At 59.9% G+C, this 24,040-nt stretch carries 23 protein-coding genes; 11 read left to right on the plus strand and 12 right to left on the minus strand.

Going from position 1 to position 24,040, the window contains the following annotated elements; translation table 11 throughout:
* Nucleotides 1-91 precede the first annotated feature (91 nt).
* A complete protein-coding gene (locus ACTD9P_RS10080) occupies nt 92-2,158 on the minus strand; it encodes an AsmA family protein (protein ID WP_438867607.1) in 2,067 nt (688 codons plus the stop codon).
* Nucleotides 2,159-2,504: 346 nt separating this feature from the next.
* On the opposite strand from ACTD9P_RS10080, the gene ACTD9P_RS10085 reads away from it, so the two are divergent.
* Both ACTD9P_RS10085 and ACTD9P_RS10090 read left to right on the plus strand, forming a co-directional pair.
* Entirely contained in the window at nt 2,505-2,915 is a 411-nt protein-coding gene (locus tag ACTD9P_RS10085; protein WP_219266572.1) for a hypothetical protein, read from the plus strand.
* A 153-nt stretch (nt 2,916-3,068) separates the two neighbouring features.
* Nucleotides 3,069-3,701 carry a TetR family transcriptional regulator gene (locus ACTD9P_RS10090; protein ID WP_438867643.1) on the plus strand — a complete coding sequence of 211 codons (633 nt, stop codon included), beginning with the start codon at nt 3,069-3,071 and terminating at the stop codon, nt 3,699-3,701.
* Nucleotides 3,702-3,707: 6 nt separating this feature from the next.
* On the opposite strand, the gene ACTD9P_RS10095 is transcribed toward ACTD9P_RS10090, so the two are convergent.
* On the minus strand, nt 3,708-4,196 hold the full coding sequence (locus ACTD9P_RS10095) for a C40 family peptidase (protein ID WP_438867608.1): 489 nt from the start codon (nt 4,194-4,196) through the stop codon (nt 3,708-3,710).
* Nucleotides 4,197-4,535: 339 nt separating this feature from the next.
* Between ACTD9P_RS10095 and ureE the strand changes: the two genes are divergently transcribed.
* The 5 genes from ureE (at nt 4,536) to ACTD9P_RS10120 (ending at nt 8,240) form a co-directional block, all read left to right on the plus strand.
* The gene (ureE, locus tag ACTD9P_RS10100; protein WP_138817084.1) at nt 4,536-5,036 is read left to right on the plus strand and encodes an urease accessory protein UreE; all 501 of its coding nucleotides are present in this window, start codon (nt 4,536-4,538) and stop codon (nt 5,034-5,036) included.
* Nucleotides 5,033-5,707, plus strand: coding sequence for an urease accessory protein UreF (locus ACTD9P_RS10105; RefSeq protein ID WP_438867609.1), 675 nt, complete (start codon nt 5,033-5,035; stop codon nt 5,705-5,707). Before ureE ends, ACTD9P_RS10105 begins: the two co-directional genes overlap by 4 nt.
* Nucleotides 5,708-5,717: 10 nt before the next feature.
* Nucleotides 5,718-6,332 carry an urease accessory protein UreG gene (gene ureG / locus ACTD9P_RS10110; RefSeq protein ID WP_438867610.1) on the plus strand — a complete coding sequence of 205 codons (615 nt, stop codon included), beginning with the start codon at nt 5,718-5,720 and terminating at the stop codon, nt 6,330-6,332.
* A 22-nt stretch (nt 6,333-6,354) separates the two neighbouring features.
* Nucleotides 6,355-6,927, plus strand: coding sequence for a HupE/UreJ family protein (locus ACTD9P_RS10115; protein WP_438867611.1), 573 nt, complete (start codon nt 6,355-6,357; stop codon nt 6,925-6,927).
* A gap of 203 nt (nt 6,928-7,130) precedes the next feature.
* Nucleotides 7,131-8,240 carry an AGE family epimerase/isomerase gene (locus tag ACTD9P_RS10120; RefSeq protein WP_438867612.1) on the plus strand — a complete coding sequence of 370 codons (1,110 nt, stop codon included), beginning with the start codon at nt 7,131-7,133 and terminating at the stop codon, nt 8,238-8,240.
* Between the two features lie 119 nt (nt 8,241-8,359).
* Here ACTD9P_RS10120 and ACTD9P_RS10125 read toward each other — a convergent pair whose 3' ends face one another.
* From ACTD9P_RS10125 to amaB, 9 genes are all read right to left on the minus strand, one after another.
* Nucleotides 8,360-9,265 (minus strand): cation diffusion facilitator family transporter, encoded by a 906-nt coding sequence (locus ACTD9P_RS10125; RefSeq protein ID WP_056860506.1) that lies wholly within the window; start codon nt 9,263-9,265, stop codon nt 8,360-8,362.
* Between the two features lie 257 nt (nt 9,266-9,522).
* Nucleotides 9,523-10,290: an SDR family oxidoreductase gene (locus tag ACTD9P_RS10130; RefSeq protein ID WP_138817089.1), complete on the minus strand. Its 768-nt coding sequence runs from the start codon at nt 10,288-10,290 to the stop codon at nt 9,523-9,525.
* An 810-nt stretch (nt 10,291-11,100) separates the two neighbouring features.
* The gene (locus ACTD9P_RS10135) at nt 11,101-11,817 is read right to left on the minus strand and encodes an ABC transporter ATP-binding protein (RefSeq protein ID WP_094949744.1); all 717 of its coding nucleotides are present in this window, start codon (nt 11,815-11,817) and stop codon (nt 11,101-11,103) included.
* Nucleotides 11,814-12,689, minus strand: a complete 876-nt coding sequence (locus tag ACTD9P_RS10140) for an ABC transporter ATP-binding protein (protein ID WP_017136078.1) — start codon at nt 12,687-12,689, stop codon at nt 11,814-11,816. The genes ACTD9P_RS10135 and ACTD9P_RS10140 overlap by 4 nt, the downstream gene beginning before the upstream one ends.
* Complete coding sequence (livM, locus tag ACTD9P_RS10145; protein WP_017136077.1) at nt 12,686-13,963, minus strand: high-affinity branched-chain amino acid ABC transporter permease LivM; 1,278 nt, start codon at nt 13,961-13,963, stop codon at nt 12,686-12,688. Before livM ends, ACTD9P_RS10140 begins: the two co-directional genes overlap by 4 nt.
* 2 nt (nt 13,964-13,965) lie before the next feature.
* A complete protein-coding gene (locus ACTD9P_RS10150; protein ID WP_017136076.1) occupies nt 13,966-14,880 on the minus strand; it encodes an ABC transporter permease subunit in 915 nt (304 codons plus the stop codon).
* A 277-nt stretch (nt 14,881-15,157) separates the two neighbouring features.
* Nucleotides 15,158-16,291, minus strand: a complete 1,134-nt coding sequence (locus ACTD9P_RS10155) for a branched-chain amino acid ABC transporter substrate-binding protein (protein ID WP_438867613.1) — start codon at nt 16,289-16,291, stop codon at nt 15,158-15,160.
* A gap of 374 nt (nt 16,292-16,665) precedes the next feature.
* Nucleotides 16,666-17,949: an L-pipecolate oxidase gene (gene amaA, locus ACTD9P_RS10160; RefSeq protein ID WP_438867614.1), complete on the minus strand. Its 1,284-nt coding sequence runs from the start codon at nt 17,947-17,949 to the stop codon at nt 16,666-16,668.
* A 144-nt stretch (nt 17,950-18,093) separates the two neighbouring features.
* On the minus strand, nt 18,094-19,584 hold the full coding sequence (amaB, locus tag ACTD9P_RS10165; RefSeq protein ID WP_138817094.1) for an L-piperidine-6-carboxylate dehydrogenase: 1,491 nt from the start codon (nt 19,582-19,584) through the stop codon (nt 18,094-18,096).
* 153 nt (nt 19,585-19,737) lie between these two features.
* Between amaB and ACTD9P_RS10170 the strand changes: the two genes are divergently transcribed.
* The 3 genes from ACTD9P_RS10170 to nadE all read left to right on the plus strand — a co-directional run bounded on the left by ACTD9P_RS10170 (nt 19,738) and on the right by nadE (nt 22,909).
* Nucleotides 19,738-20,628, plus strand: coding sequence for a LysR family transcriptional regulator (locus ACTD9P_RS10170; protein ID WP_438867615.1), 891 nt, complete (start codon nt 19,738-19,740; stop codon nt 20,626-20,628).
* A gap of 235 nt (nt 20,629-20,863) precedes the next feature.
* On the plus strand, nt 20,864-22,078 hold the full coding sequence (gene pncB / locus ACTD9P_RS10175) for a nicotinate phosphoribosyltransferase (RefSeq protein ID WP_110623864.1): 1,215 nt from the start codon (nt 20,864-20,866) through the stop codon (nt 22,076-22,078).
* Nucleotides 22,079-22,081: 3 nt separating this feature from the next.
* Nucleotides 22,082-22,909 carry an NAD(+) synthase gene (nadE, locus tag ACTD9P_RS10180; protein WP_438867616.1) on the plus strand — a complete coding sequence of 276 codons (828 nt, stop codon included), beginning with the start codon at nt 22,082-22,084 and terminating at the stop codon, nt 22,907-22,909.
* 136 nt (nt 22,910-23,045) lie between these two features.
* Here the strand turns inward: nadE and azu are convergent, their stop codons facing one another.
* Nucleotides 23,046-23,492, minus strand: coding sequence for an azurin (azu, locus tag ACTD9P_RS10185; protein WP_438867617.1), 447 nt, complete (start codon nt 23,490-23,492; stop codon nt 23,046-23,048).
* A gap of 333 nt (nt 23,493-23,825) precedes the next feature.
* On the opposite strand from azu, the gene ACTD9P_RS10190 reads away from it, so the two are divergent.
* A complete protein-coding gene (locus ACTD9P_RS10190) occupies nt 23,826-24,008 on the plus strand; it encodes a hypothetical protein (protein WP_017138444.1) in 183 nt (60 codons plus the stop codon).
* Nucleotides 24,009-24,040 lie beyond the last annotated feature (32 nt).

Here is a 24,040-nt window from a genome sequence, read left to right on the forward strand (position 1 = left end):
CGCGAAGGCGGAGTGTCAGTCAGAGCAATACTGACTGAGACACCGCCTTCGCGAGCAAGCCCGCTCCCACATTTGGTTAGCGTTCCTTCTGTTACTTCACAGTCTTGGGCGCCTTGCCTTCCTTCATCTGCTGCAGCAGCGGTGCGCACTGGTTGGGTTCATCACCGCTTGGTGCGACCAACGCCAGCAACCCGGCAGCCGGGCCGGCGATCACACCGAGCGCGACCATCCCGGCACCACGCAACATCAGCGGCACCGCTTTCACACCGGCATTCGGCTTGATAAAAGGACCGTTGACGTACAGCGGCGAGCGCAGGGAAAAGAGGCGGAAGCCTTTTGATTCGGGCGTGATGGTGAGATCCAGTTGCTCGGTCGCCATGTTCGCCGTGCCATCGATATAAATGATCGCGTTCTCGGTATCGAACACAAACAACCGCGTCGTCGCCAGACCGGTCTTGATGCCAAAGTCCGCTGCCGCACAGTTGATCTTCACTTCCTTGTCGCCAAACAAGCGGCCGACCACGTAGTTGCCCACGTTGAGTCCGGCAATTTCCATCAGGCCGCGGCTGATGGCGCCGTCATTGATCAGCATTTTCAGGTCACCGTTGGAGGTGCCCAACAAGGCTGCCACGGAGTTGCCGCGCCCGGAAATATCGGCATCGCCGTTGAGCTCACCAAAGCTGGTCTTCATCGGCTCGAATGTCGGGAACAACTGCTTGAGCTTGAAGTTGCGCGCCGTCAGCCTGGCACGGCCCTCCATCGGCGTGGTTTGCCCGTTCAGGCGAATCTGCGCATCCAGCTTGCCACCGGCCACGCCAAAGCGCAGGGGCTCCAGGCTGAGTTGGCCATCGTTGAGGACCAAGTGGGTGTAGAGGTCGGTGAACGGCAGGTCGGCGCTGTGCACGATGCGTTTGCCGGTGAATTCCACATCGGCGTCCATGTCACGCCAGCGTTCGGTACGGAACTCTTCCACCGGCAGCACTTTGGTCGCCGGCTGCTTGCTTTCACCACCACGGGCCTTTTGCTTGGCGTTGGAGTCGGCACCAATCAACGGCGCAAGGTCGGTCATCAGCAGTTGGTTGGATACCAACGTACCGCTGAGCCTGGGCCGTGGCTGGCTGGCGACGTAGCTGAGGTTGCCGTGGATGTCGCTGTCGCCGATCTTGCCGTTGAAGTTTTCATAGGTGAATGACGCGCCGCTGGCCGCATGCAGCTTGGCGATCAGGTGGCCGTCGGTGGAATAGGCCGGGGAATCGGGCAGCGTCACGCCGGTCAGCGGGTAAAGGTTGCCCAGGCTGCTACCCGAGAGTTTCAGCCGCAGGTCCAGGGCGCCAAGGTTCAGCGGGTCGGTCAGGGTGCCGGCCAAGGCGATGCTGGTGTCGGCGATCTTCACCTGAGCTTGCAGCGGGAACGGCTTGGCCGCGTCCTGCAAGGCCAGCAGCCCGCCGATCTTGCCGGTACCGTCGAGTTTCTGGCCGTGATACTGGCCTTTGACCTTAAGACCGAATGCGTAATCCTGCGGCGCCGAGCCTTTTTCCAGGGCTTTTTTGGCATTCGCGTCGCCCACGATTTCACCGAACGGAATCGGCTTGCCGAGCAGGTCGATAATCACATCCAGCTGGGTCTTGAGGGTTTGGTCATCGAGGGTGACATGGCCCTTGTCGAAGCCGATGGAGCCGATGTCCACCACCCAGCTGGAGGGCTCGGCGTTGGGGTCTTTGGGGTCGAACTTGAAGGTCCAGTTGGCGCGACCGTCAGCCAGGCGCTGCAAGTCGGCGCTTGGTTCGGTGAGGTCGATACGCGGGATCACCACGCGCTGGGCCAACAGCGCCAGAGGCGAGATGCGCAGCTCCACGCGTTTTAACGTGACCATCTGCGGTTTTTTTGACCAGTCCGGGTTGCCCAGGCTCAGGTCTTCGGCAATCACGTGCGGCCACGGCACCCAGGCACGCCAACCGCCTTCGTCGGGCTCGCGCGCCCACACCACGGCGAGGTTGCCATTAATGGCAAACGGGCGATGCAATTCTTCGGAGACCTTGGCATTGAGCGGCGGCTTGATGCGGTTCCAATCAAAAAACACCAGCACCAAGACAAGGATGGCGATTAACACAGCGAAGCTGGCGCAGCTCCAAACCACGATTTTACGAGTGCGCGTCATTGCACAGGACTCCTCAACACAGATAGCAAAACTACAGCTCATAAGGCTACGACTGGCAAACCGCCTGGGGGTTTAACCCGATCAGCGATTTAGTCGCAAAAAGCCACATTCCTGATCGATCAGACAGTTTTCATCATCGACGGCGCACCATTGTTACCCACATTCGTGTCGAAAATACCCACCACGGTGCAAAAGCGCGGGCTTGAGAGGCGCGTTCTAGAGCCTCTGCGGGGAACAATCAATTCTGTTGATTATTACCATTGTATTTATGAACTTTTATATCGACTTCTCGAGAGTAACATTAGCCCTGTACCCACTTTATCGCCCTCCCAAGGAGCAACCCATCATGAAACGCCAAATACTCGCTACTGTTCTGCTGTCGGTCCTGGCTTCCAGCGCATTTGCCCTGCCAGCCGCTGAACAAGCTACCCCACAGAACAAAGCTCAAGCCGTTCAGTCGAGCCAGACTCTGGCCCGCAGCGGTTCGCAAGAAGACGAAAACCGCGACTACGCCAAAGGCGCTGTAGCTGAAAACGGTCGTAACCGCCTGGAAGAGAAAGGCCTGGTAGAAGGCGGCGCTGAACAAGCCAACAAACGCGCTTACACCGAAGGCGTTGCTGAAGGTGGCCGTGATCGCCTGGAACAGAAAGGCCTGGTAGAAGGCGGTGCTGAACAAGCCAGCAAACGCGCTTACACCGAAGGTGTTGCTGAAGGCGGTGCTGACCGTCTGCAAGAACTGCATCAAGCACAGAGCTAACCCCGTGGTGGCCGAGAAAAAAGCCCGATCTGAAGATCGGGCTTTTGCTTTTATCTGAACCGCATCACACCCCGACACCCCGCCAAGTTCGACGTAACTGAAGCTGTTTTGCTAGAGTGCGTCGCTGTACTTGCCGACAAAGCCCGCCCGCCGATGCTGCCCCGCGCCGAACAAAAGCAACAGACCCGCCTCGCCTTGATGGACGCAGCCCGCCATCTGATGGAGTGTGGCCGTGGGTTTGGCAGCCTGAGCCTGCGCGAAGTGGCCAAGACCGCCGGGATCGTGCCCACCGGGTTCTATCGTCATTTTGAGGATATGGACCAGCTAGGGCTCGTCCTGGTCAGTGAAGTCGGCCAGACCTTCCGCGCCACCATTCGCCTGGTCCGTCACAACGAGTTCGTGATGGGCGGCATCATTGATGCCTCCGTGCGGATCTTTCTGGACGTGGTTTCCGCCAACCGTTCGCAATTCCTGTTCCTGGCCCGCGAACAATACGGTGGTTGCTTGGCTGTGCGCCAAGCCATAGGCGCGCTGCGTGAAGACATCACCAGTGACTTGGCTGCCGACCTCACGTTGATGCCCAAGCTCCAGCACCTGGATGCCGACGGCTTACATGTGATGGCCGACCTGATCGTCAAGAGCGTATTCGCCACCCTGCCCGACATTATCGACCCACCGGCCCATGCCCTGCCTCCCCACCTTACGCCCCAGGCGAAAATCACCCAGCAACTGCGCTTTATCTTTATCGGCCTCAAGCATTGGCAAGGGCTGGGCAGTACCGAATAAGCCCACTCAACCCGCCGTGTGGAAACGCTTGGCGGTGGTGTAGTGCTTTTTCCAGTAGCTGTTGCTCAATGAATCGATACGCACGCGTTTGCCGGTGCTGGGCGAGTGGATGAATTTGCCTTTGCCGATGTACAGGCCCACATGGCTGACCTGGCCGCGCCCATTGCCTTTGAAAAATACCGCGTCGCCGGGCTTGAGCGCCTCGCGCTTTACCGTCGCGGCGCTTGATCGATGCATTTCTGTGGTGGTGCGCGGCAGGCGGATATTGGCTTCGGTCTTGAACAGGTAGACCAGGAAGCTGCTGCAATCAAACCCTTGGTCAACCTTGGTACCGCCGCTTTTATAGGGCGTGCCGAGCAACTCATGGGCACGATCGATCACGTTGTCGATGCTGGCGGAGGGCTCAAAGGCCACAGGTGCTTTTAAATTGGCCGAGGCCGGTATGACGGCGCAGGACAAGCTGACAATAAGTGAAACCAAAAATACTCTGAACATGATCGGCGTCGCAGTGGATTAAACACGGCGCACATCGTAATGAAACAGCACGTAACTTTTTGAACGCCAAATCCTTCAATCGCGTAGGACAATTCCGAGAAAAATCCAGTGCGAAACAGATGAAGGAAATTTCATCCTCCACGCAACGGCTCTCAACGCAAAACGCCCCTATCCAGTGCTATAAATCCCATAACGCACCAAATTGAAGCGCAGCAGGAAATGACTGACGCCCTATTCGGTGGCATGTCCGTGCTTGCCTACAGGGATTTCCCGTCCATACACACGGTTGGCAAGCCCCTTGCTCTAGCTCATTTATCGCTCATAGCTGGAAGCCTCCTGATGCTGGTGATCCACCGCCGAATCGCCCCCCAAGCCCTCTGGGCCGCTGAACTGCTGCTGAACTTCGAAGCCCGCAGCAAAAGCCGCCTGCGCTGTTTCAGTGCTGACGGCGAAGACGTCGGCCTGTTTCTGGAGCGTGGCCAGCCGCCGCTGCACGATGGCGAATGCCTGCAAGCGGAAGACGGGCGCGTAGTACGCGTGGTTGCCCGCCCAGAACAGCTGCTGCACGTGACCTGCAGCAATGCTTTTGAACTGACCCGCGCGGCCTATCACCTCGGCAACCGGCATGTGGCCCTGCAAGTCGGCGACGGTTGGCTGCGCCTGCTCGACGACTACGTACTCAAGGCCATGCTCGAACAGCTCGGAGCCACCACGCAAACCATCGAGGCTCCGTTCCAGCCGGAACACGGCGCCTATGGCGGCGGCCATCATCATTCGCGTCATGGCGATGAAGACTTCAATTACCCACCCAAGCTGCACCAGTTCGGCGTGCGTCTATGAACCCAGCCTGGGCGCTGTTGCGTCTGGCCAGTCCGCAATTGCCGATTGGTGGCTACAGCTATTCCCAAGGCCTGGAGATGGCCGTGGATAACGGCCGGGTTAATGATGCAGCCAGTGCCCGACGCTGGATCAGCGACCAGTTGCTGCTCAACCTCGCCCGTTTTGAAGCGCCGCTGCTGCTCGCCCATTGCCGCGCCACCGCCGAGCAGGATTGGCCACGCTTGGCGCAGCTGTGCGAAGAGCACCGCGCCAGCCGTGAGACGCGCGAGCTGTATCAGGAAAGTCGTCAGATGGGCTACTCCCTGCAACAGCTGCTCAACGGCTTGCCGGAGCTGGACGACGCCGCACGCAACTTTCTGGCCCAGCGTGATGAACCGCACCTGGCTCTGGGCTGGGCCTTGGCCGCCCGCGCCTGGCACATCAGCCCAAATGACGCCCTCGCCGCGTGGCTGTGGAGCTGGCTGGAAAACCAATTGGCGGTGCTGATGAAAACCCTGCCGCTGGGCCAGCAAGCCGCCCAACGCCTGACCAGCGAATTGCTGCCCCTGTTGCAACAAGCCCAGCAGGACGCGGCACGCATCGACCCTCACCATTTCGGCAGCGCCGCGTTCGGCCTGTCCCTGGCGTGTATGGCCCATGAGCGCCAATACAGCCGCCTGTTCCGTTCCTAGGAGAACCTACATGAACACACAACCTTTGCGTGTCGGCATCGGCGGCCCAGTGGGCTCCGGCAAGACCGCCCTGACCCTGGCGCTGTGCCTGGCGCTGCGCGACCGCTACAACCTGGCGGTGGTCACCAACGATATCTACACCCGCGAAGACGCGGATTTTCTGGTGCGCAACCAGGCGCTGGCGCCCGAGCGCATCATCGGCGTAGAAACCGGCGGCTGCCCGCACACGGCGATTCGTGAAGATGCCTCGATCAACCTCGAAGCCGTGGACCAACTCAACCGCCGCTTCCCCGGCCTGGACCTGATCCTGGTGGAGTCCGGCGGCGACAACTTGTCTGCCACGTTCAGCCCGGAACTGTCAGACCTGACCATCTACGTGATCGATGTGTCTGCCGGTGACAAGCTGCCACGCAAGGGTGGGCCCGGTATTTGCAAATCCGACTTGCTGGTGATCAACAAAATCGACCTGGCGCCCCTGGTCGGCGCCTCGCTGGACCTGATGAACAGCGACACCACCCGCATGCGCAACGGCAAGCCCTTTGTGTTCAGCAACCAGAAAACCGGCGTCGGCCTGGATGAAATCGTCGCCTTTATCGAACGTCAGGGTTTGCTGACTGCAGCCTGATCACCCCCCAAAAGGAGCCTGTATGGGTCTCAACAAACTTCTCGCAACCGCCGCCCTGCTGCTGGCACCGGCACTCGCCTTCGCTCACCCCGGGCATGGCGATAATGGGCTGGTAGCCGGTATCAGCCACCCGTTGGGCGGTATTGATCATTTATTGGCCATGGTCGCGGTCGGGCTGTGGGCCGCGCAGCAACAAGGCAAGGCGCGCTGGGCACTGCCTTGCGCGTTTGTCGGCACCATGCTGATCGGCGGCCTGCTCGGCTTTGAAGGCCTGGAACTGCCGGCGCTGGAAAGCGGGATTGCCGCCTCGGTGCTGGCGCTGGGCTTGGCGGTGGCGCTGGCAGTACGGCCGCCGTTGTTTGTGGCGGTGGCGGCGACGGCGTTGTTTGCGCTGTTCCACGGTGTGGCGCACGGCCTGGAGCTGCCGGACATGTCCAGCCCGTGGGCGTATGCGGCCGGGTTTGTGGGCGCGACGGCGGCTCTGCATGCTGCGGGCTTTGCAGTGGTGCGTTTTCTGCCTGCCGCTGCGGCGCCGCTGGTGCGAGTTGCCGGCGCGGCTTCGGCGGCGACTGGGGTTTGGTTGCTGGCGGGCTGATCGGCGGCGCTGCTGAGGGCACCATCGCAGGCAAGCCAGCTCCCACCTGATCGTTCCCACGCTCTGCGTGGGAATGCAGCCCTGGACGCTGCGCGTCCCAAAGCCTGACGCAGAGCGTCACGAAATGCATTCCCACGCAGAGCGTGGGAACGATCAGCCTGCTACCATGCGCGCCTACACCTCTGCCGTGACGACGCCAGCCGATGCCCATCGCTTCCCAACCTTCCTTGAATGCCGTGCTCACGCACTTCCACACCTTGATCGTGCCGCTGTGGCAAGGCCCGGGCTGGAATGCCGAGCTGGCGTTGCCCTACGAGGCACTGGACGCCAATCACCAGCCATTGCCCCCGCAACGCTACCGCGCCATGGCCTGCGCCCGGCAGTTGTACCTGTTCGCCAGCCTGATCGGCGAGCCGGGTGCAGCGTTTGCCGAAGACCGTGCAGCGGCGCTGTTTCGTTCGCTGCAACGGCACTTCCACGATGCCGAGCATGGCGGCTGGTTCTACAGCATCGACGCCCACGGCAAACCGCTGGACAAGCGCAAAGACCTCTACACCCACGCCTTCATCATCTTCGCCTGCGCCCACTATTGGGCCAAGGTACGCGAGCCGTTGGTGGAGTCGGTACTCGATGCGGCCCTGGCCGTGGTCGCCGAACGTTTTGCCACCGGCGACGGCCTGTACGAAGCCGTATTGGAGCGCAACTGGTCATCGCTCAAGTCCGGCCCGCTGCAAAACCCACTGATGCACCTGGCCGAAGGCTTCCTCGCCACCCTGGCCGTGCGTGAAGACGCGATCACCCAGGATGCGCTGCTGGACCTCGCCACCGCCCTGCAAAAGCGCTTCATTGACCGCCAGCACGGCGTGATGATGGAAAAACCGCTGGGCGCTGTGGATAACTGGTTTGAGCCGGGGCACCAATTCGAATGGTTCTTTTTGCTCGAATCGTCGGACGTGCTGCGCGGCACAGCGTTGCACGCCTCGCTGACGCGGGCATTTGCCTATGCAGAGCTCAAGGGTGTGGATACATCAAGTGGCGCAGTCAGCGGCATGCTCGCGCTGGATGGCAGCGTGCGCGACGGCACTCAAAGGATCTGGGCTCAGGCTGAATACCTGCGAGCGCTGACCTTGCGCCCTGGCAGTGAGGCGCTGCTGCAACGCCAATTGCTGGCGCTGCAACAGCGCTTTTTGCATGAGAACGGCTGGCATGAATGCCTGGATGCCAAGGGTGCGGTGAGCCGGCGGGATATGCCGTCGACTACGCCGTATCACTTGGCCACTTGCTACCAGGGTCTTATCCAGCATCTTGGCTGAGCTTCAGGGCCTCTTCGCGAGCAAGCCCGCTCCCACACGTGACCGCATTCTCATGCTGGAACTCGGTTCAATGTGGGAGCGGGCTTGCTCGCGAATGCCTCACCTCGGTCTAACTGACCTCATGCAATCCACTTGCGATCCCCAGTAAAACTGATCGTCAACCAGCGCGCCGCATCCGGCGTACCCAACCCTGTGGATATCTCTTCGCGCAGCTCATCCAGCGTCGCGACGTTAGCCACCGGGTAGTTGGCCGGCAGCACCACATGAATCTCGATAAACCGCGCCCGCCCGTGCTTTTGCACGTAGGACACGTAGTCATCGAAACCATGCCTGGCCTGGGCCGCGTCCATCACTTCGCGCACTTTGTCATCCAAGTGGTCCGGGGCAATGCCCAGCACCTCACGCAACGCCGGGCGCAGGATCTTGAACGCCGGCGCCAGCATGCTCAGGGCCAGCAGAATCAGGATCAATGGGTCGACATACACCGCCCATTCGCCATAACCCTGGGACTTGAGCAACAGCGCGGCGAGGAAGCTGATCAGCAAGCCCACCGACAGCATTGCGTCCACCAGCCAACTGATGTTGTCGAACTGGATCAGTGAAGATTTCAGCGTGCGATTGCGATAGCGCACGTAGAAGAAGTAGGCGAACTCGACCACGGTAAACACCGCCGCGTAGACGATCACCAGCCCCAATTCGATTTCACGCCCGCCATTGATGATGCCGAACACGCCGTTGAGAAACGCGTAGATCGCGATCAGCAACAGGAAGCTGCCTTCGATCAGCAGCACCATCGGCTCCAGGTGCCAGTAGCCGAACTGAAAACGCTCGTTGCTTTTCTTGGCGATCAGCTTGGCCGTGATCAGCATCAACACCTTGATGGCGGTGGCGATCAGCGAGAAAAAGCCGTCGAACAGAATGGATTGGGCGCCAGATATCACACCCGTGACAATCCCGGCGATCGCGACCGCGAACATCAGAATCGTCGATTGTTTGAGCAGTGCCTGCTCACCTCGGTTACTCACATTTCCTCCCGTCAAAACCTTTAAACCGCACAGTGCGGAGGGGTTTTCAGGGGTGGAGTGTACCTTATGTCCTGTTTTGGCCGATTTGACGCCTTCCGAGACACCGGAAAACCTTGTGGCGAGGGCGCTTGCTCCCGCTGGGCTGCGCAGCAGCCCCAAAATCTTAGGGCCGCTGCGCGCCCCAGCGGGAGCAAGCTCCCTCGCCACAACAACAACAACAACAACAACAACAACAACAACAACAACAACAATCAGCTTCAGCCCTTGGCCCCACGCTCAATCGCAAACCCAGCCCAGGTCTGGCTCACCGGCATCAGCTCCAACCGATTGATGTTCACGTGCGCCGGGGTGTTCATCACCCAGAAGATCGTGTCGGCAATATCCTGCGGCTGGATCGGCTCGGCACCGGCATAGGTCGCGTCATAACGCGCCTGGTCACCGCCAAAGCGCACCAGCGAGAACTCGCTCTCACACAGGCCCGGCTCGATGTTGGTCACACGTACGCCGGTGCCTTGCAGGTCGCAACGCAGGTTCAGTGAGAACTGCTTCACGAACGCCTTGGAGCCGCCATACACGTGGCTGCCCGGGTACGGATAGTTACCGGCGATGGAACCCAGGTTGATGATGCCGGCGCCACGGCCGTGGGCGATCAGGCGCGGCAACAGCAGGTTGGTGGTGGTCAGCAGGCCTTTGATGTTGGTGTCGACCATGGTTTCCCAATCGTCGAGGCTGCACTTGGGCGCAGGGTCGGTGCCCACGGCCAGGCCGGCGTTGTTGATCAGCCCGCGCAGCTTGGCAAACGACGGCGGCAGGTTGGCAATGGCCTCTTCCATACCCTTGCGGTCACGCACGTCCACCACCAGGCCATGCACTTCGGTCTGCTTGGAAAGCTCTTCGACCAAGGCATTCAAACGCTCAGCACGACGGCCAGTAAGCACCAGTTTCCAGCCGGCGTCGGCAAAACGACGGGCGCAAGCTTCGCCGAAACCTGAGGTGGCGCCAGTAATAAACAGCGTGTCGGACATGGTGTTCTCCTTGCGGGCATCGAGAAAAAAACAGCCAGCAGAATGCCCTTACGCCGCGATTGCGGCAACCGCTAAGCGCATAACTTCATGCAGGGCTGGTTGTTTTTTAATCACATCACGCAAAGCCTTATAGAACGTGGCGTGCAGCCATATGCACGCAGGTTATCCACAACTGCGCCCACAGTCTTTGGGGGCAAGTGTAAAAAGCGCCAAGCCGCTCTGGACAAGGCTTGCAGACGGTTTCAGAAAGTTTTTTGCTTGACCTTGGCCAAGGCGTATGTAGCCCAATGGCAAGAGGGAAAATCCTAACGATGGCTCCAGGCCAGTCATTCCGGCCTCTGCGGCAGTCTTTCCAGAGTTTAGTCACAGACTTATCCACAGGCTGAGCCGACACAAATCGGTCATATACCTGTGTCTTTAAACAGGTTGACAAAGCCCTCGGCAGCCGCCGAAAAAACCGCTGATCAATAAACAACCACCACGCTGAAAGCCACGGTTTTAAAGGCGTCCAGCCAGCTACTCCCACGTTACCCACAGCCGGTTCCACAGCGGATGGGGACAAGTCAAAACTGTGACAAAACAGGGATTTGCGGCGGCTATATGTCGCGCTTTGGAGGTGGGCTGGATTTGTTTTCCACAATTTGGCGGGAGCACTGAAAACGCCCCAAAAACACATGTGGATGATCGTGGATGATCGTTCCTACGCTCTGCGTGGGAATGCATCAAAGGACGCTCCGCGTCCCGAAGCGTGACGCGGAGCGTCACAAGAGGCGTTCCCACGCGGAGCGTGGGAACGATCAGGGGCAGGCGTTAATGCCCGCCGAGGTAGGCGTTGCGCACTTCCTCGTTAACCAGCAATTCCTTGCCGGTGCCCGTCAGGCGAATCTCGCCGTTAACCATCACATACGCCCGGTCCGACAGGCGCAGCGCGTGGTTAGCGTTCTGTTCCACCAGGAAGATGGTCATCCCGGTAGCCGCCAGCTCGCGCAGTGTGGCAAAAATCTGCTTCACCACAATGGGCGCCAGGCCCAGGCTTGGTTCGTCCAGCAACAGCAGTTTGGGCCGGCTCATCAGCGCGCGGGCGATGGCGAGCATTTGCTGCTCACCACCGGACATGGTCATTGCGCGCTGGGTGCGCCGCTCCTTGAGCCGTGGGAACAGCTCAAACATGCGCTGCATGTCTTCCTGCGCAAACTTGTCGCCAATCGGAATGGTGCCCATCAGCAGGTTTTCCTCGACGGTCATGTCGGGGAACACCCGCCGCCCTTCCGGCGACTGTGCAATGCCGTTGGAGGCGATGTAGTGGGACGACTTGTGGGTAATGTCGACGCCGTTGTACAGAATTTGCCCGGACTCGGCGCGCGGCTGGCCGAAAATCGACATCAGCAACGTGGATTTACCCGCGCCGTTGGAGCCGATCAGGCTCACGGTTTCGCCTTCGTTGATGTGCAGCGAGACTTTTTTGAGGGCCTGGATCGGCCCGTAAAAGACGTCCAGGTCCTTCATTTCGAGGATAGGCGCACTCATACCAGCTCCTCTTCGTCTGCGCCCAGGTAGGCGGCGATCACTTTCGGGTCGTTGCGGATTGCATCCGGGCCGCCTTCGGCGATCACGTTGCCGTGGTCGAGCACCACAATGTGGTCGGAAATACTCATCACCATGCCCATGTCGTGTTCGATCAGCACCACTGTCAGGTCGTGTTCGTCGCGCAGCAGGCGAATCATCGCGCTGAGGGCTTCGGTTTCCTGCGGGTTGAGGCCTGCAGCCGGTTCGTCCAGGCAGATAATCTGCGGCCGGGTGCACATGGCGCGGGCGATCTCCAGGCGGCGCTGCTGGCCGTAGGAAAGCTCACCGGCCAGGCGGTTGGCGCAGTCGACCAAATCCACCACTTCGAGCCAATAGAAGGCGTGGTCGAGGGCATCGCTTTCGGCCTTGCGGTAGCCCTTGGTATTGAGGATGCCCGCCAGCATGTTGCGGTTGACCCACATGTGCTGGGCCACCAGCAGGTTTTCCAGCACCGACATTTCCTTGAACAGGCGAATGTTCTGGAAGGTCCGCGCCAACCCTGCGCGGTTGACCAGGTGGGTGCCGCCGAACATCTTGTAGTACACGCGGCTGAAGAAGCTTTTTGGCGACACAAAGTCGACGGCCTTGAAGCGTTCGCCGAGCAACTGGATCACGTTGGTCTGCTTGCCACGAATGTTCAGTTCGATCTTGCCGCCGCTGGCTTTGTAGAAGCCAGTGAGGCAGTTGAACACCGTGGTCTTGCCCGCGCCGTTGGGGCCGATCAAGGCGAAGATCGAGTTGCGTTTGACCTTGAGGCTCACATCGCTCAAGGCCTTGATGCCACCGAAGTGCATCATCAGGTGTTCCACAGAGAGGACGACTTCCTTGCTCATGGCGCCACTCCTTTACGTGGTGTCACACCGGTACGGCTGATGCGGATCAAGCCGCGCGGTCGCCAGATCATCATCACCACCATCAACACGCCAAACAGCAGCACGCGGTATTCGGAGAAGCTGCGCAGCAACTCCGGCGCAACCGTCAATACGAACGCCGCAATCACTACGCCGACCGTCGAGCCCATGCCGCCCAGCACCACGATGGCCAGGATCAACGCCGACTCGAAGAAGGTAAACGACGACGGGTTGACGAAGCCCTGGTAGCTGGCAAAGAACACCCCGGCCAGCCCTGCAGTCGAGGCCCCGATAGTGAACGCCGAGAGCTTGACCAGCACATGGTTCAGGCCCATGGAGCGGCAGGCGATTTCATCTTCGCGCAAGGCTTCCCAGGCGCGGCCCACTGGCATGCGGGTCAGGCGGTGCTTGATGTACAGCACGGCCAGCACCACCAGGAACAGCACGATGTAGATGAACATGAACTTGATGTTGGGGTTGTAATCGATGCCGAAGAACTCGTGGAACGGAATCCCGCCATCCTTCGCCTTACGCCCGAATTCCAGGCCGAGGAAGGTCGGCGAAGGCACTGGCATACCGTTGGGGCCGCCGGTGAACGACAGCCAGTTGTTGAGCACCAGGCGGATGATTTCACCAAAGCCCAACGTCACGATGGCCAGGTAGTCACCGTGCATTCGCAGCACCGGGAACCCGAGAATACAGCCCGCCAACGCCGCAGCGATGGCTGCCAGGGGCAACACACTCCAGAAACCCAGGCCGAGGTATTGGTAACCGAGTGCCAGGCCGTAGGCGCCAATAGCGTAGAACGCCACGTAACCCAGGTCGAGCAAGCCGGCCAGGCCCACCACAATGTTCAGGCCAAGGCCGAGCAATACGTAGATCAGCCCGAGGATCACCACGGTCAGCAGGTATTTATTGGCGAAGATCGGAAACACGATGGCGATCACGATCAATGCCGGGATGATCCAGCGCAGCCGCGATTTGTAGTCCGGCGGCAACACGTGCACGCCGGAGCCACTGCTCTCGAAACCCTGCAGAATCTTCACGCCCTTGGGGGTTTGCAGGAACAGGCTCAAGGCAAAGCGCCCGGCCATCACGATGGCGACCAACGTGGCCACACGGGCCGGTTCCAGGTTAAAGCTGTAGCCGTCGAGCACCACGCCGACAATCGGGCCGAATACGATCAACGAAATCAGCCCGGCAAGGACCGTATCGACCACACTTTTCTTGATATCGATAGATTTGGCAGCAGACATGTTTACACCTTAGCCACGAGTGGGCGACCAAGCAGGCCCTGAGGACGGAAGATCAGAATCACCACCAGCAGGGAGAAGCTGAACACGTCTTTGTAGTCAGAGTTGATCAACCCCGAGAACAGCGACTCGGAGATACCCAGGATGATCCCGCCCAACATCGCCCCAGGCAGGGAGCCGATGCCGCCGAGTACCGCTGCGGTAAATGCCTTGATGCCGATGATGAAGCCGGCATAGAAGTCGAAGGTGCCGTAATTGAGGGTGATCAGCACGCCTGCCAGGGCGGCCATGGCGGCACCAATGACAAACACGTAGGAGATCACCCGATCGGTGTTGATGCCCAGGATCGAAGCCATCTTGCGGTCTTGCTGGGTGGCGCGGCACATGCGGCCGAGCTTGGTGTACTTGATGATGTAGGTCAGCAGGCCCATGCCGAGAAACGCGGCCACCAGGATAAACACCTTGGTGTAGGTCAACTGCACAAACCCTGTGCCGATATCGACGCGCCAGGCGCCGGCCAGCAGGGTTGGAATGCCTTGTTGTTTCGCGCCCTGAGCGATCTGCGCATAGTTTTGCAGGATCAGGGAAATACCGATGGCGCTGATCAGCGGTGCCAGTCGGGTGGAGTTGCGCAGCGGTTTATAAGCAACACGCTCGATGACCCAACCATAAACGCCAGTGACGACCACGGTGAAGATCAGGGTGCCGAGAATGAGCAGCGGGAAGGATTCGATGCCGAAGTAAGCCAGCAGTGCCAGACTGATCGCCGCGAGGTAAGCGGAAATCATATAAACCTCGCCGTGGGCGAAGTTGATCATGCCAATGATGCCATAGACCATTGTGTAGCCGATGGCGATCAGGCCATAAACCGACCCGAGGGTCAGGCCGTTGACCAGTTGCTGCAGGAAAATACCATCCATAACGCAATCTCACGCGGTGAGCACCTGCACACGGGTGGGTGTGCGGCGCTTCTGGAGGAAAAGACAGATCTTGATCACGACACAGTCCCCCTGTGGGAGCGGGCTTTTGTGGCGAGGGAGCTTGCTCCCGCTGGGCTGCAAAGCAGCCCCAAACTGGGCGATCGAGATACATCAGGTGTAACTCGGTGAACGGTTTGGGAGTGCTACGCACTCCAACGGGAGCAAGCTCCCTCGCCACAACAAGCCCGCTCCCACAGGGGTTCCGTGGTGCTTGTTCTTACTTCTGCTTTTCCAGCTGGTGGTATTTGCCGTCTTTATCCCACTGGTAAACCACGTAGTCGGAGATTTTCAGGTCGCCCTTGGTATCCCAGGCTTTTTCGCCCATCACTGTTTTCACCGGGTGAGCCTTGAGCCACTTGGCGGCGTCTTCACCTTTGTTGGACTTGGCGCCGTTGAAGCCGGCAGCCAGGGCCTGGATCGAGGCATAGGCGTACAGGGTGTAGCCTTCAGGCTCTACGCCGTCTTTGCGGAATTGCTCCACCACGGTTTTACTTTCCGGCAGCAGACGCGGGTCAGCGCCGAAGGTCATGTAGACGCCATCAACGTACTGGTTGCCACCGGCGGTTTTCGCCAGTTCGTCAGTCACGACACCGTCATCGGACATGAACGCGGCCTTGAGGCCCGCTTCACGAATCTGACGAACCAGTGGACCGGCTTCCGGGTGCAGGCCGCCGAAGTACACGACGTCGGCGCCGGTGGAGCGGATTTTGGTGACCAGGGCGCTGAAGTCTTTCTCGCCACGGGTCAGGCCTTCCTCCAGCACCGGCTTGACGCCGCGCTTGGTCAACTGGGCAGCAGTGGCATCGGCCAGGCCTTTGCCGTAGGTGTCCTTGTCGTTGATGACCGCGACTTTCTTGCCCTTGAGCACGTCGACGATGTAGTCGCCGGCCACGATGCCTTGCTGATCGTCACGCCCGCACATGCGGAACACGGCGCCCAGGCCACGCTCGGTCACCTGTGGGTTGGTGGAACCCGGCGTGATCATGATGATGCCCGCTTCGTCGTACACCTCAGACGCCGGGATGGTGTTGGAGGAGCAGAAGTGCCCGACCACGCCGATCACTTTGTCCTGGTCGGCCAGGCGGTTGGCCACGGCCACGGCTTGCTTGGGCTCACAGGCGTCATCACCGGCAACCAGTTTGATCTGCTCACCGTTGATGCCGCCGGCCTTGTTGATAACATCGGCTGCCGCTTGGGCACCCTTCATGTACTGCTCACCGAAAGCTGCGTTGGCGCCCGTCATCGGGCCCGCCACGCCAATCTTCACATCAGCTTGAACAAACGCAGAAACACCCAACGCCGCTGCAACGGCGAGGGCCAGAAAACCTTTCTTGTAAAACGTCTGGGACATGAGTGGTGCTCCGAGGTTTTTGTTTATTGGCACTACGAATTCGCGTCAAACTTTCACAGGAAAGCCCAGAGCAAGGCGCGTGCCATTACTTTTTTATTCTTCAAAAAGACACGGTGTCATTGTTATTACAGGCGTTTCGGCTCCTTCTGCCAGCACGTGCAACCGTCTAGCATCGAAAGGTGCAACCGATGGATCCAAAAAGTACAACCCTGGCAGGTCGCACCTGCAACCGGATGCCTAAACGACAGTTCCTACAGCTGTAACAATGCGCGTAACGGAACTGCACATTTACAGTGCGTGATTGCTACGACTTGCACCAATACAGATTAGTAGCCTGCTAAGAAAATGCAGGCTTCTGACAGGTATTTCGCTGATCAGACCACGATCCGCAGGCATTGCCCGGCGTGATACAGCGAGAACCCAGCTTCATACAGGCAACTGCGCAGGCCCACTCCGGCCAACGGTTGCATGGGCGCAAAGGGGATCGGCAGTGCCTGAGGATCCTGGTGACACAAATAGTCGGCAAAGGCATTGCCGACCACACTGCCGGTGGTCACGCCGCGCCCGTTATAACCGGTGACGGCGACCAAACCGGGCGCAGGTTCGAACAGGCGCATCAGGTGGTCAGGGGTGAAAGCGATGCAGCCGGTCCAGGTGCATTCCCACTGCACCGATTTGAGGTACGGGAAGTAATGCTGCTGCACCCGATCGGCCCACGCTTTGAGAAACCACGTGGGTTTCTGGTTGCCATTGCCCAGGCTGCCGAGCAATAACCGACCCTCGGCATCACGGCGGATGCTGCTTAACACCTGGCGCGTATCCCATGAGCCCTGTCCGCCGGGGAGGATTTGTTGCGCGGCTTCGTCCGTCAGCGGGGCCGAGGCGACCTGGTAGTAATAACCCGGGAAAAAGTTGCGCCGCAGCTCAGTCCATTCGCCTTCGGTATAGGCATTGGAAGCGATCACCACTTGCGCCGCCTGCACTGAACCCTGGGCGGTCTGCACCGACCAGACTGCGCCTTGGCGCTCAAGTTGCGTGACCGGCGAATGATCGAACAGTTGCCCGCCAAGTCCCACAGCCGCATTCGCCAGGCCAGTGGTGTAGGCCATTGGGTTCAAGGTGCCGGCACGCCGGTCGAGCAAGGCGGCGGCGATCTTTTTGGTGCCGGTGGCTTGCTCGCACGCTTGGCCCGTCAGCAGCTCGACGGGGGCACCGCGGCGCTTCCACTGTTCTTCGCGACTGCGCAAATCCGCCTCGCCACGGGCGTTGTGCGCCATGTGCAAGGTGCCCTCACGGCGCAGTTGGCAATCAATCTTGTATTTGTCGATCAGGCTGAACACCAGCGACGGTGCCGCGCCCAGCATGCGGTTGAGCTGACTGCCCACCGCTTCGCCAAAACCGGCTTCGATCTCGTCCGGCGGGATCCACATACCGGCGTTGACCAGCCCGACGTTACGCCCCGAACCGCCATGGCCGGTGCGATGAGCCTCCAGCACGGCGACGCTTTTGCCTTGTTCCAGCAGGTGAACAGCGGCCGACAGGCCGGTGATGCCGGCGCCGATCACGCACACATCCACCTTGACCTCGCCCACGAGCGCAGCGCGATCAGCCCGGCCTGGGGTGAGTTGTTCCCATAAACATGTTTCGCGTAGTGCCATTGCCAGACTCCGGGATGAGTTCACCACCGCTCGTTCCCACGCTCTGCGTGGGAACGTAGCCCTGGACGCTCCGCGTCCGCTTTTTGTGACGCGGAGCGTCACAGGATGCATTCCCACGCGGGAGCGTGGGAACGATCAGCCGAGTCAGTCGAAGGTAATGCCCTGCGCCAAGGGCAATTCCAGCGAGTAGTTCACGGTATTGGTCTGGCGACGCATGTACCCGCGCCACGCATCCGAACCCGACTCACGGCCGCCGCCGGTCTCTTTCTCGCCGCCAAACGCGCCACCAATCTCTGCGCCGCTCGGGCCGATGTTGACGTTGGCGATGCCGCAGTCACTGCCCACCGCCGACATGAACTGCTCGGCTTCACGCACGTCGGTGGTGAAGATGCACGAGGACAGACCTTGCGGCACGGCGTTGTTCAGGCGCAGGGCTTCGGTGAACTCGGTGTAGCCAACCACATACAGAATCGGCGCGAAGGTTTCGGTGCACACCACGTCGCTTTGCTCGGGCATTTCGACAATGGCCGGCGACACGTAGTAGGCATTCGGGAACTTGTCTTCCAGTTGGCGCTTGCCGCCGAACACCTTGCCGCCTTCGCTCAAGGCTTGCTCCAGGGCGTCCTGCATATTCTCGAAACCGTGCTTGTCGATCAGCGGGCCGATCAGGTTGCCTTCCAGCGGGTGGCCGATGCGCACTTTGGAATACGCGGCTTTGAGGCGGGTAACGATTTCTTCCTTTACCGACTCATGGGCGATTAGACGGCGCAAGGTGGTGCAACGCTGACCGGCAGTGCCGACGGCGCTGAACAGGATGGCGCGCACGGCCATGTCGAGGTCGGCGCTTGGGCCGAGGATCATCGCGTTGTTGCCGCCCAGTTCAAGGATGCTGCGGGCGAAACGTGCGGCGACTTTCGGCGCCACTTCGCGGCCCATACGGGTGCTGCCGGTGGCGCTGATCAGCGCAACGCGCGGGTCATCCACCAACGCCGCACCGGCGTCACGGCCGCCGATGATCACTTGGCTGAGGTATTGGGGGGCGCCGTCGAACTTCTTCAGTACGCGCTCAAACAATGCCTGGCAGGCCAATGCAGTGAGCGGGGTCTTTTCCGACGGTTTCCAGATCACCGCGTTGCCGCACACCAGCGCCAGCGTGGTGTTCCACGCCCACACGGCGACCGGGAAATTGAACGCGCTGATCACACCGACCACGCCCAGCGGGTGCCAGGTTTCACGCATGTGGTGGCCAGGGCGCTCGGAGGCGATGGTCAAGCCGTACAACTGGCGGGACAGGCCCACGGCGAAGTCGCAGATGTCGATCATCTCCTGCACTTCGCCCAAACCTTCCTGGGTAATCTTGCCGGCTTCCCACGACACCAACTCGCCCAGGTCGGCTTTATATTCGCGCAATACATCGCCGAACTGGCGCACCAGCTCACCGCGACGCGGTGCCGGCACCTTGCGCCAGGCCTCGAATGCATGCTCGGCGCGACTGACCTGCTGCTCCACTTCAGCGGCACCTTCCCAGTGCACACTGCCGATACGGCTGCCATCAATCGGCGAATGCACGGGCTGTTTACCCGACTGGTACAGCGCCGGGTTTACCCCGAGACGATCAAGCAATGCGGCAACCATGGGTCACTCCTTCAAACTCAAACAGAAAATTCGCGCCGCCACAGACACGGCGATCCAGACCTTATTTGTAGCTGGCCCAAGACTTGCCAACAAACGACGATTAGGCGAGATATCATTCCGTTTACTCATGCAAAGAATAAAAAGAGGCGTGCCGTGCTCAACAAAAGACATTTGCCCTCGATCACCGCCCTGCAGTGTTTCGAAGCCGCCACCCGTCACCTGAGCTTCACCCGCGCTGCCGAGGAACTGAACCTCACGCAAAGCGCCGTGAGCAAGCAGGTCGCGCAGTTGGAAGAACTGCTGCAACACCTGTTGTTTCGCCGGGTGCGCCGCCGCTTGCAGATGACCCCGGCGGGGGATCTGTACCTGGTGGAAGTGCGCAAAATCCTCACGCAAGTAGAGATGTCCACCCACTACCTACGTTCCTACGGCGGCGAGACTGAAGTGCTGCGCGTGTCCACGCCCTACACGTTCGGCGCGCGCTGGCTGGTGCCGCGCCTCAAGGGCTGGCGTTTGCGTCACCCGCAGATCCACCTGGACCTGTGCAACGAGCAGGAGCCGGACGAGTTGCTGCAAGGCAAGGCCGATATGGCCTTCTACTTCGGCCAGGGTTCACGGCCGGGCACCGAAAGCCTGAAACTGTTCAGCGAAGAGCTGGTGCCGGTGTGCGCGCCGGAGAGCCTGCCCGCGCAGCCATTCACCGACCCCACGCAACTGAGCAACCTGGTGCTGTTGCAGAACGCCTCGCGACCGCAGGGTTGGCATGACTGGTTCGCCAGCCAGGGCTACCAGACCGAGCACAGCTACCACGGGCCACGTTTTGATACCTTTTATATGTGCATTCGGGCGGCGCAGGTGGGTTGTGGCGTGGCCTTGTTGCCGCGTTTTTTGGTGGAAGAAGAGCTGGTCGAGGGCAAGCTGGTAATTCCCTGGCAGCACGCGATGCCCAGCCAGGATGCGTATTACCTGGCGTATCCGGAGCATTCGGCGGAGGTGCCCAAGGTGCGTGAGTTTGTGAAGTGGATGATGGAGCAGGTTATTTAGCGTCAGGGATATTATCTTCGCGAGCAAGCCCGCTCTCACATTTGTCCAAGTTCCAACATGAGAATGCGGTCGAATGTGGGAGCGGGCTTGCTCGCGAAAGCGTCAGTGGCCGCAACAAAAATCCCAAAATGAAAAAACACTGGCAAAACCCCACAGGTCTATGCGCCACTAGCACCATTCCTTAATAGTGCGTAAAGGCCGGCGCCCATCGCCGACCCGTCTGGAGATTCCCGTTATGAGCGAGAGTGTGTTTGCCGATCGCATCGTGCAGAACTTGCTCGACACCGACTTCTACAAGCTGACCATGATGCAGGCGGTGCTGCACAACTACCCGAACGTGGAAGTTGAATGGGAGTTTCGTTGCCGCAACAGTGAAGACCTGCGCCCGTACCTGGCGGAAATCCGCTACCAGATCGAACGCCTCGCGGAGCTGAGCCTGAGCCCGGACCAGTTGGGTTTCCTGGAACGCATCAGCTTTATGAAGCCGGACTTCCTGCGCTTCCTCGGGCTGTTTCGCTTCAACCTGCGCTACGTGCAAACCGGCATCGAGAACGGCGAGCTGTTTATCCGCCTGCGCGGGCCGTGGCTGCATGTGATCCTGTTTGAAGTGCCGATGCTGGCCATCGTCAGCGAAGTGCGTAACCGCTACCGCTACCAGACCGTCATCCTCGAACAGGCCCGCGAACAGCTGTACCGCAAGTTCGACTGGCTGACCGCCAATGCCAGCAGCGAAGAACTTTCGGAACTGCAAGTGGCTGACTTCGGCACCCGCCGACGCTTCTCGTACCGCGTGCAGGAAGAAGTGGTCAGCGTGCTCAAGCACGATTTCCCTGGGCGTTTTGTCGGCACCAGCAACGTGCACCTGGCCCGCGAGTTCGATATGAAACCGCTGGGCACCATGGCCCACGAATGGATCATGGCCCACCAGCAACTCGGCCCGCGCCTGATCGACAGCCAGATCGCCGCGCTCGACTGCTGGGTGCGCGAGTACCGTGGCCTGCTCGGCATCGCGCTGACCGACTGCATCACCACCGACGCGTTCCTGGGCGATTTCGACCTGTACTTCGCCAAGCTCTTCGACGGCCTGCGCCACGACTCCGGTGACCCGATTCAATGGGCCGAAAAAGCCATCGCCCACTACCACAAGCTCGGCATCGAGCCGATGAGCAAGACCCTGGTGTTCTCCGACAGCCTGACGCTGCCCAAGGCCCTGGAGATTTTCCGCGCGCTGCGTGGCCGCATTAATGTTAGCTTCGGCATCGGCACCAACCTGACCTGTGACATTCCGGGTGTTGAACCGATGAGCATCGTGCTTAAAATGACTGCCTGTAATGGCCAGCCCGTCGCGAAGATTTCCGATGAAGCGGGCAAGACCCACTGCACCGACCCGAATTTTGTCGCCTATTTGCGTCACGTTTTCAAAGTACCTGCCCTTTCCAGCAAGGAGTGAATCATGCAAGCCGTACAGCGTGAGATTGCGCAGCAGCTCAAGGTCCAAGCACCGTTCAACGACCAGGCCGCCCTTGAGGCCGAAGTGGCGCGCCGCGTAGGGTTTATCCAGAACTGCCTGCGCAATTCCGGGCTCAAGACCTTGGTGCTGGGCATCAGCGGCGGTGTCGACTCCCTGACCGCCGGCCTGCTGGCCCAGCGTGCAATGAAAGAACTGCGTGCCAGCACGGGTGATGAGGCCTACCGTTTTATCGCCGTGCGCCTGCCCTACGAAACCCAGTTCGACGAACACGACGCCCAGGCGTCGGTGGACTTTATCGACCCGGACGAGCGCCACACCGTGAACATCGGCCCGGCGGTTAAATCCCTGGCCAATGAAGTGGCGGCGTTCGAAGGCAAGGCGGCGGTGTCGCGTGATTTTGTGCTGGGCAACACCAAGGCGCGCATGCGCATGGTGGCGCAGTACACCATCGCTGGCGCGGCCGGTGGCTTGGTGATCGGCACTGATCATGCGGCGGAAGCGGTAATGGGCTTTTTCACCAAGTTCGGTGACGGTGCCTGCGACCTGGCGCCGTTGAGCGGGTTGGTGAAAAACCAGGTGCGTGCGATTGCGCGGCACTTCGGTGCACCGGAATCGCTGGTGGAGAAGATCCCGACTGCCGACCTTGAAGACCTGTCGCCGGGCAAACCGGACGAAGCGTCACACGGCGTGACCTACGCCGAGATCGATGCGTTCCTGCACGGCGAGCCGGTGCGTGAGGAAGCGTTCAAGATTATCTGCGACACCTATCGCAAGACTGAGCACAAGCGCGTCATGCCATTTGCGCCCTAAGGTAAGCCTGTTAGTCCGGCGGTGTTTGTTAGATCGCCTTCGCGAGCAAGCCCGCTCCCACACTTGACCGCATTCTCATATTGGAATGCGGTCAAGTGTGGGAGCGGGCTTGCTCGCGAAGAACGATAACGCGGTGTTACTCGACTACCACAGTGCCTTTCATCATCGAGATGTGGCCCGGGAACGAGCAGAAGAACGCGTAATCCGTGCCTGCAGCCAGTTTCGGCACTTCGAAGGTCACCGAATCTTTCTCGCCAGCACCAATGATCTTGGTGTGGGCGATGATGCGGGTGTCGCCGTCTTTGAGGTAGTTCTTGTCGATACCGGCGGCCATGCCGTCGCTGGCGACGCCAGGCATGTCGGCGGCGGAACTCAGTACCCAGTTATGGCCCATGACGTTTTTCGGCAAGCTGCCGGAGTGCTCAAGGTTCACAGTGAACGTCTTGCAGCTCTTGTCGATGGTGATTTTTTTGGTGTTGAAGGACATCTGGTCGGTGGAATCAACAGTGACCGCGCACTCTGCAGCAAGCAACTGGCCGCTCGCCAGTGTCAGCAGGGAAACAGCAACGATTTTGGCAAACATGTGAATCTCCAAGGCAGGGTTTAAAAAACGCGTATTGCGACTAGGGTGCCTCAAGCAGGCTGAAATTCTTATGATCTGAATCAACAGATTGTATACAACTTTAGGCTATCAGACTGATCAACACAATCTACCAGCCAAACAACAGCCACCCGCCTATGATCGCTCCATCACCCACCGGAGCGTCTGCCATGCACTTCAATCAATTCTTAAACGGCCTGTTGGCCGCGTATGCCTGCGGTAAGTGAAGGCCAATCGCGCTGCTAAGCTGCTACCATAGCGACCCAAGGCAGCTGCGCGCCGCCCACCCTCACCTTCGACCTTAGAGGATCGCCCATGGCCAAACCTAATTACTCCTTCGCCAAACGTCAGAGAGACTTGGCCAAGGAGCAGAAGAAAGAGGAAAAGCTGCAACGTAAGAAAGCCGCTGCAGATGAAGAAGCAGGCGCACTGAACCCGGATGCTGAAGGTGAAGTGGCTGCTGATGACACCGAGACACCGAAAGACCCGGCGGAATAAATTTTGTTGGGGTGAGCAGGCCCTCCCTGCTC

Source organism: Pseudomonas onubensis (assembly GCF_965653655.1).
GTDB lineage: Bacteria > Pseudomonadota > Gammaproteobacteria > Pseudomonadales > Pseudomonadaceae > Aquipseudomonas.

Bases quoted from the DNA above. Each gene is read 5' to 3' on its own strand.
- ACTD9P_RS10085 (WP_219266572.1), top strand. From the start codon at position 2,505: ATGAAACGCCAAATACTCGCTACTGTTCTGCTGTCGGTCCTGGCTTCC.
- ACTD9P_RS10095 (WP_438867608.1), bottom strand. From the start codon at position 4,196: ATGTTCAGAGTATTTTTGGTTTCACTTATTGTCAGCTTGTCCTGCGCC.
- ureG (WP_438867610.1), top strand. From the start codon at position 5,718: ATGAACACACAACCTTTGCGTGTCGGCATCGGCGGCCCAGTGGGCTCC.
- amaB (WP_138817094.1), bottom strand. From the start codon at position 19,584: ATGGTTGCCGCATTGCTTGATCGTCTCGGGGTAAACCCGGCGCTGTAC.
- nadE (WP_438867616.1), top strand. From the start codon at position 22,082: ATGCAAGCCGTACAGCGTGAGATTGCGCAGCAGCTCAAGGTCCAAGCA.
- ACTD9P_RS10190 (WP_017138444.1), top strand. From the start codon at position 23,826: ATGGCCAAACCTAATTACTCCTTCGCCAAACGTCAGAGAGACTTGGCC.
- amaA (WP_438867614.1), bottom strand. From the start codon at position 17,949: ATGGCACTACGCGAAACATGTTTATGGGAACAACTCACCCCAGGCCGG.
- ACTD9P_RS10135 (WP_094949744.1), bottom strand. From the start codon at position 11,817: ATGAGTGCGCCTATCCTCGAAATGAAGGACCTGGACGTCTTTTACGGG.
- ACTD9P_RS10115 (WP_438867611.1), top strand. From the start codon at position 6,355: ATGGGTCTCAACAAACTTCTCGCAACCGCCGCCCTGCTGCTGGCACCG.
- ACTD9P_RS10130 (WP_138817089.1), bottom strand. From the start codon at position 10,290: ATGTCCGACACGCTGTTTATTACTGGCGCCACCTCAGGTTTCGGCGAA.
- ACTD9P_RS10105 (WP_438867609.1), top strand. From the start codon at position 5,033: ATGAACCCAGCCTGGGCGCTGTTGCGTCTGGCCAGTCCGCAATTGCCG.
- ACTD9P_RS10080 (WP_438867607.1), bottom strand. From the start codon at position 2,158: ATGACGCGCACTCGTAAAATCGTGGTTTGGAGCTGCGCCAGCTTCGCT.
- ureE (WP_138817084.1), top strand. From the start codon at position 4,536: ATGCTGGTGATCCACCGCCGAATCGCCCCCCAAGCCCTCTGGGCCGCT.
- ACTD9P_RS10120 (WP_438867612.1), top strand. From the start codon at position 7,131: ATGCCCATCGCTTCCCAACCTTCCTTGAATGCCGTGCTCACGCACTTC.
- ACTD9P_RS10140 (WP_017136078.1), bottom strand. From the start codon at position 12,689: ATGAGCAAGGAAGTCGTCCTCTCTGTGGAACACCTGATGATGCACTTC.
- livM (WP_017136077.1), bottom strand. From the start codon at position 13,963: ATGTCTGCTGCCAAATCTATCGATATCAAGAAAAGTGTGGTCGATACG.
- ACTD9P_RS10150 (WP_017136076.1), bottom strand. From the start codon at position 14,880: ATGGATGGTATTTTCCTGCAGCAACTGGTCAACGGCCTGACCCTCGGG.
- pncB (WP_110623864.1), top strand. From the start codon at position 20,864: ATGAGCGAGAGTGTGTTTGCCGATCGCATCGTGCAGAACTTGCTCGAC.
- ACTD9P_RS10090 (WP_438867643.1), top strand. From the start codon at position 3,069: ATGCTGCCCCGCGCCGAACAAAAGCAACAGACCCGCCTCGCCTTGATG.
- azu (WP_438867617.1), bottom strand. From the start codon at position 23,492: ATGTTTGCCAAAATCGTTGCTGTTTCCCTGCTGACACTGGCGAGCGGC.
- ACTD9P_RS10155 (WP_438867613.1), bottom strand. From the start codon at position 16,291: ATGTCCCAGACGTTTTACAAGAAAGGTTTTCTGGCCCTCGCCGTTGCA.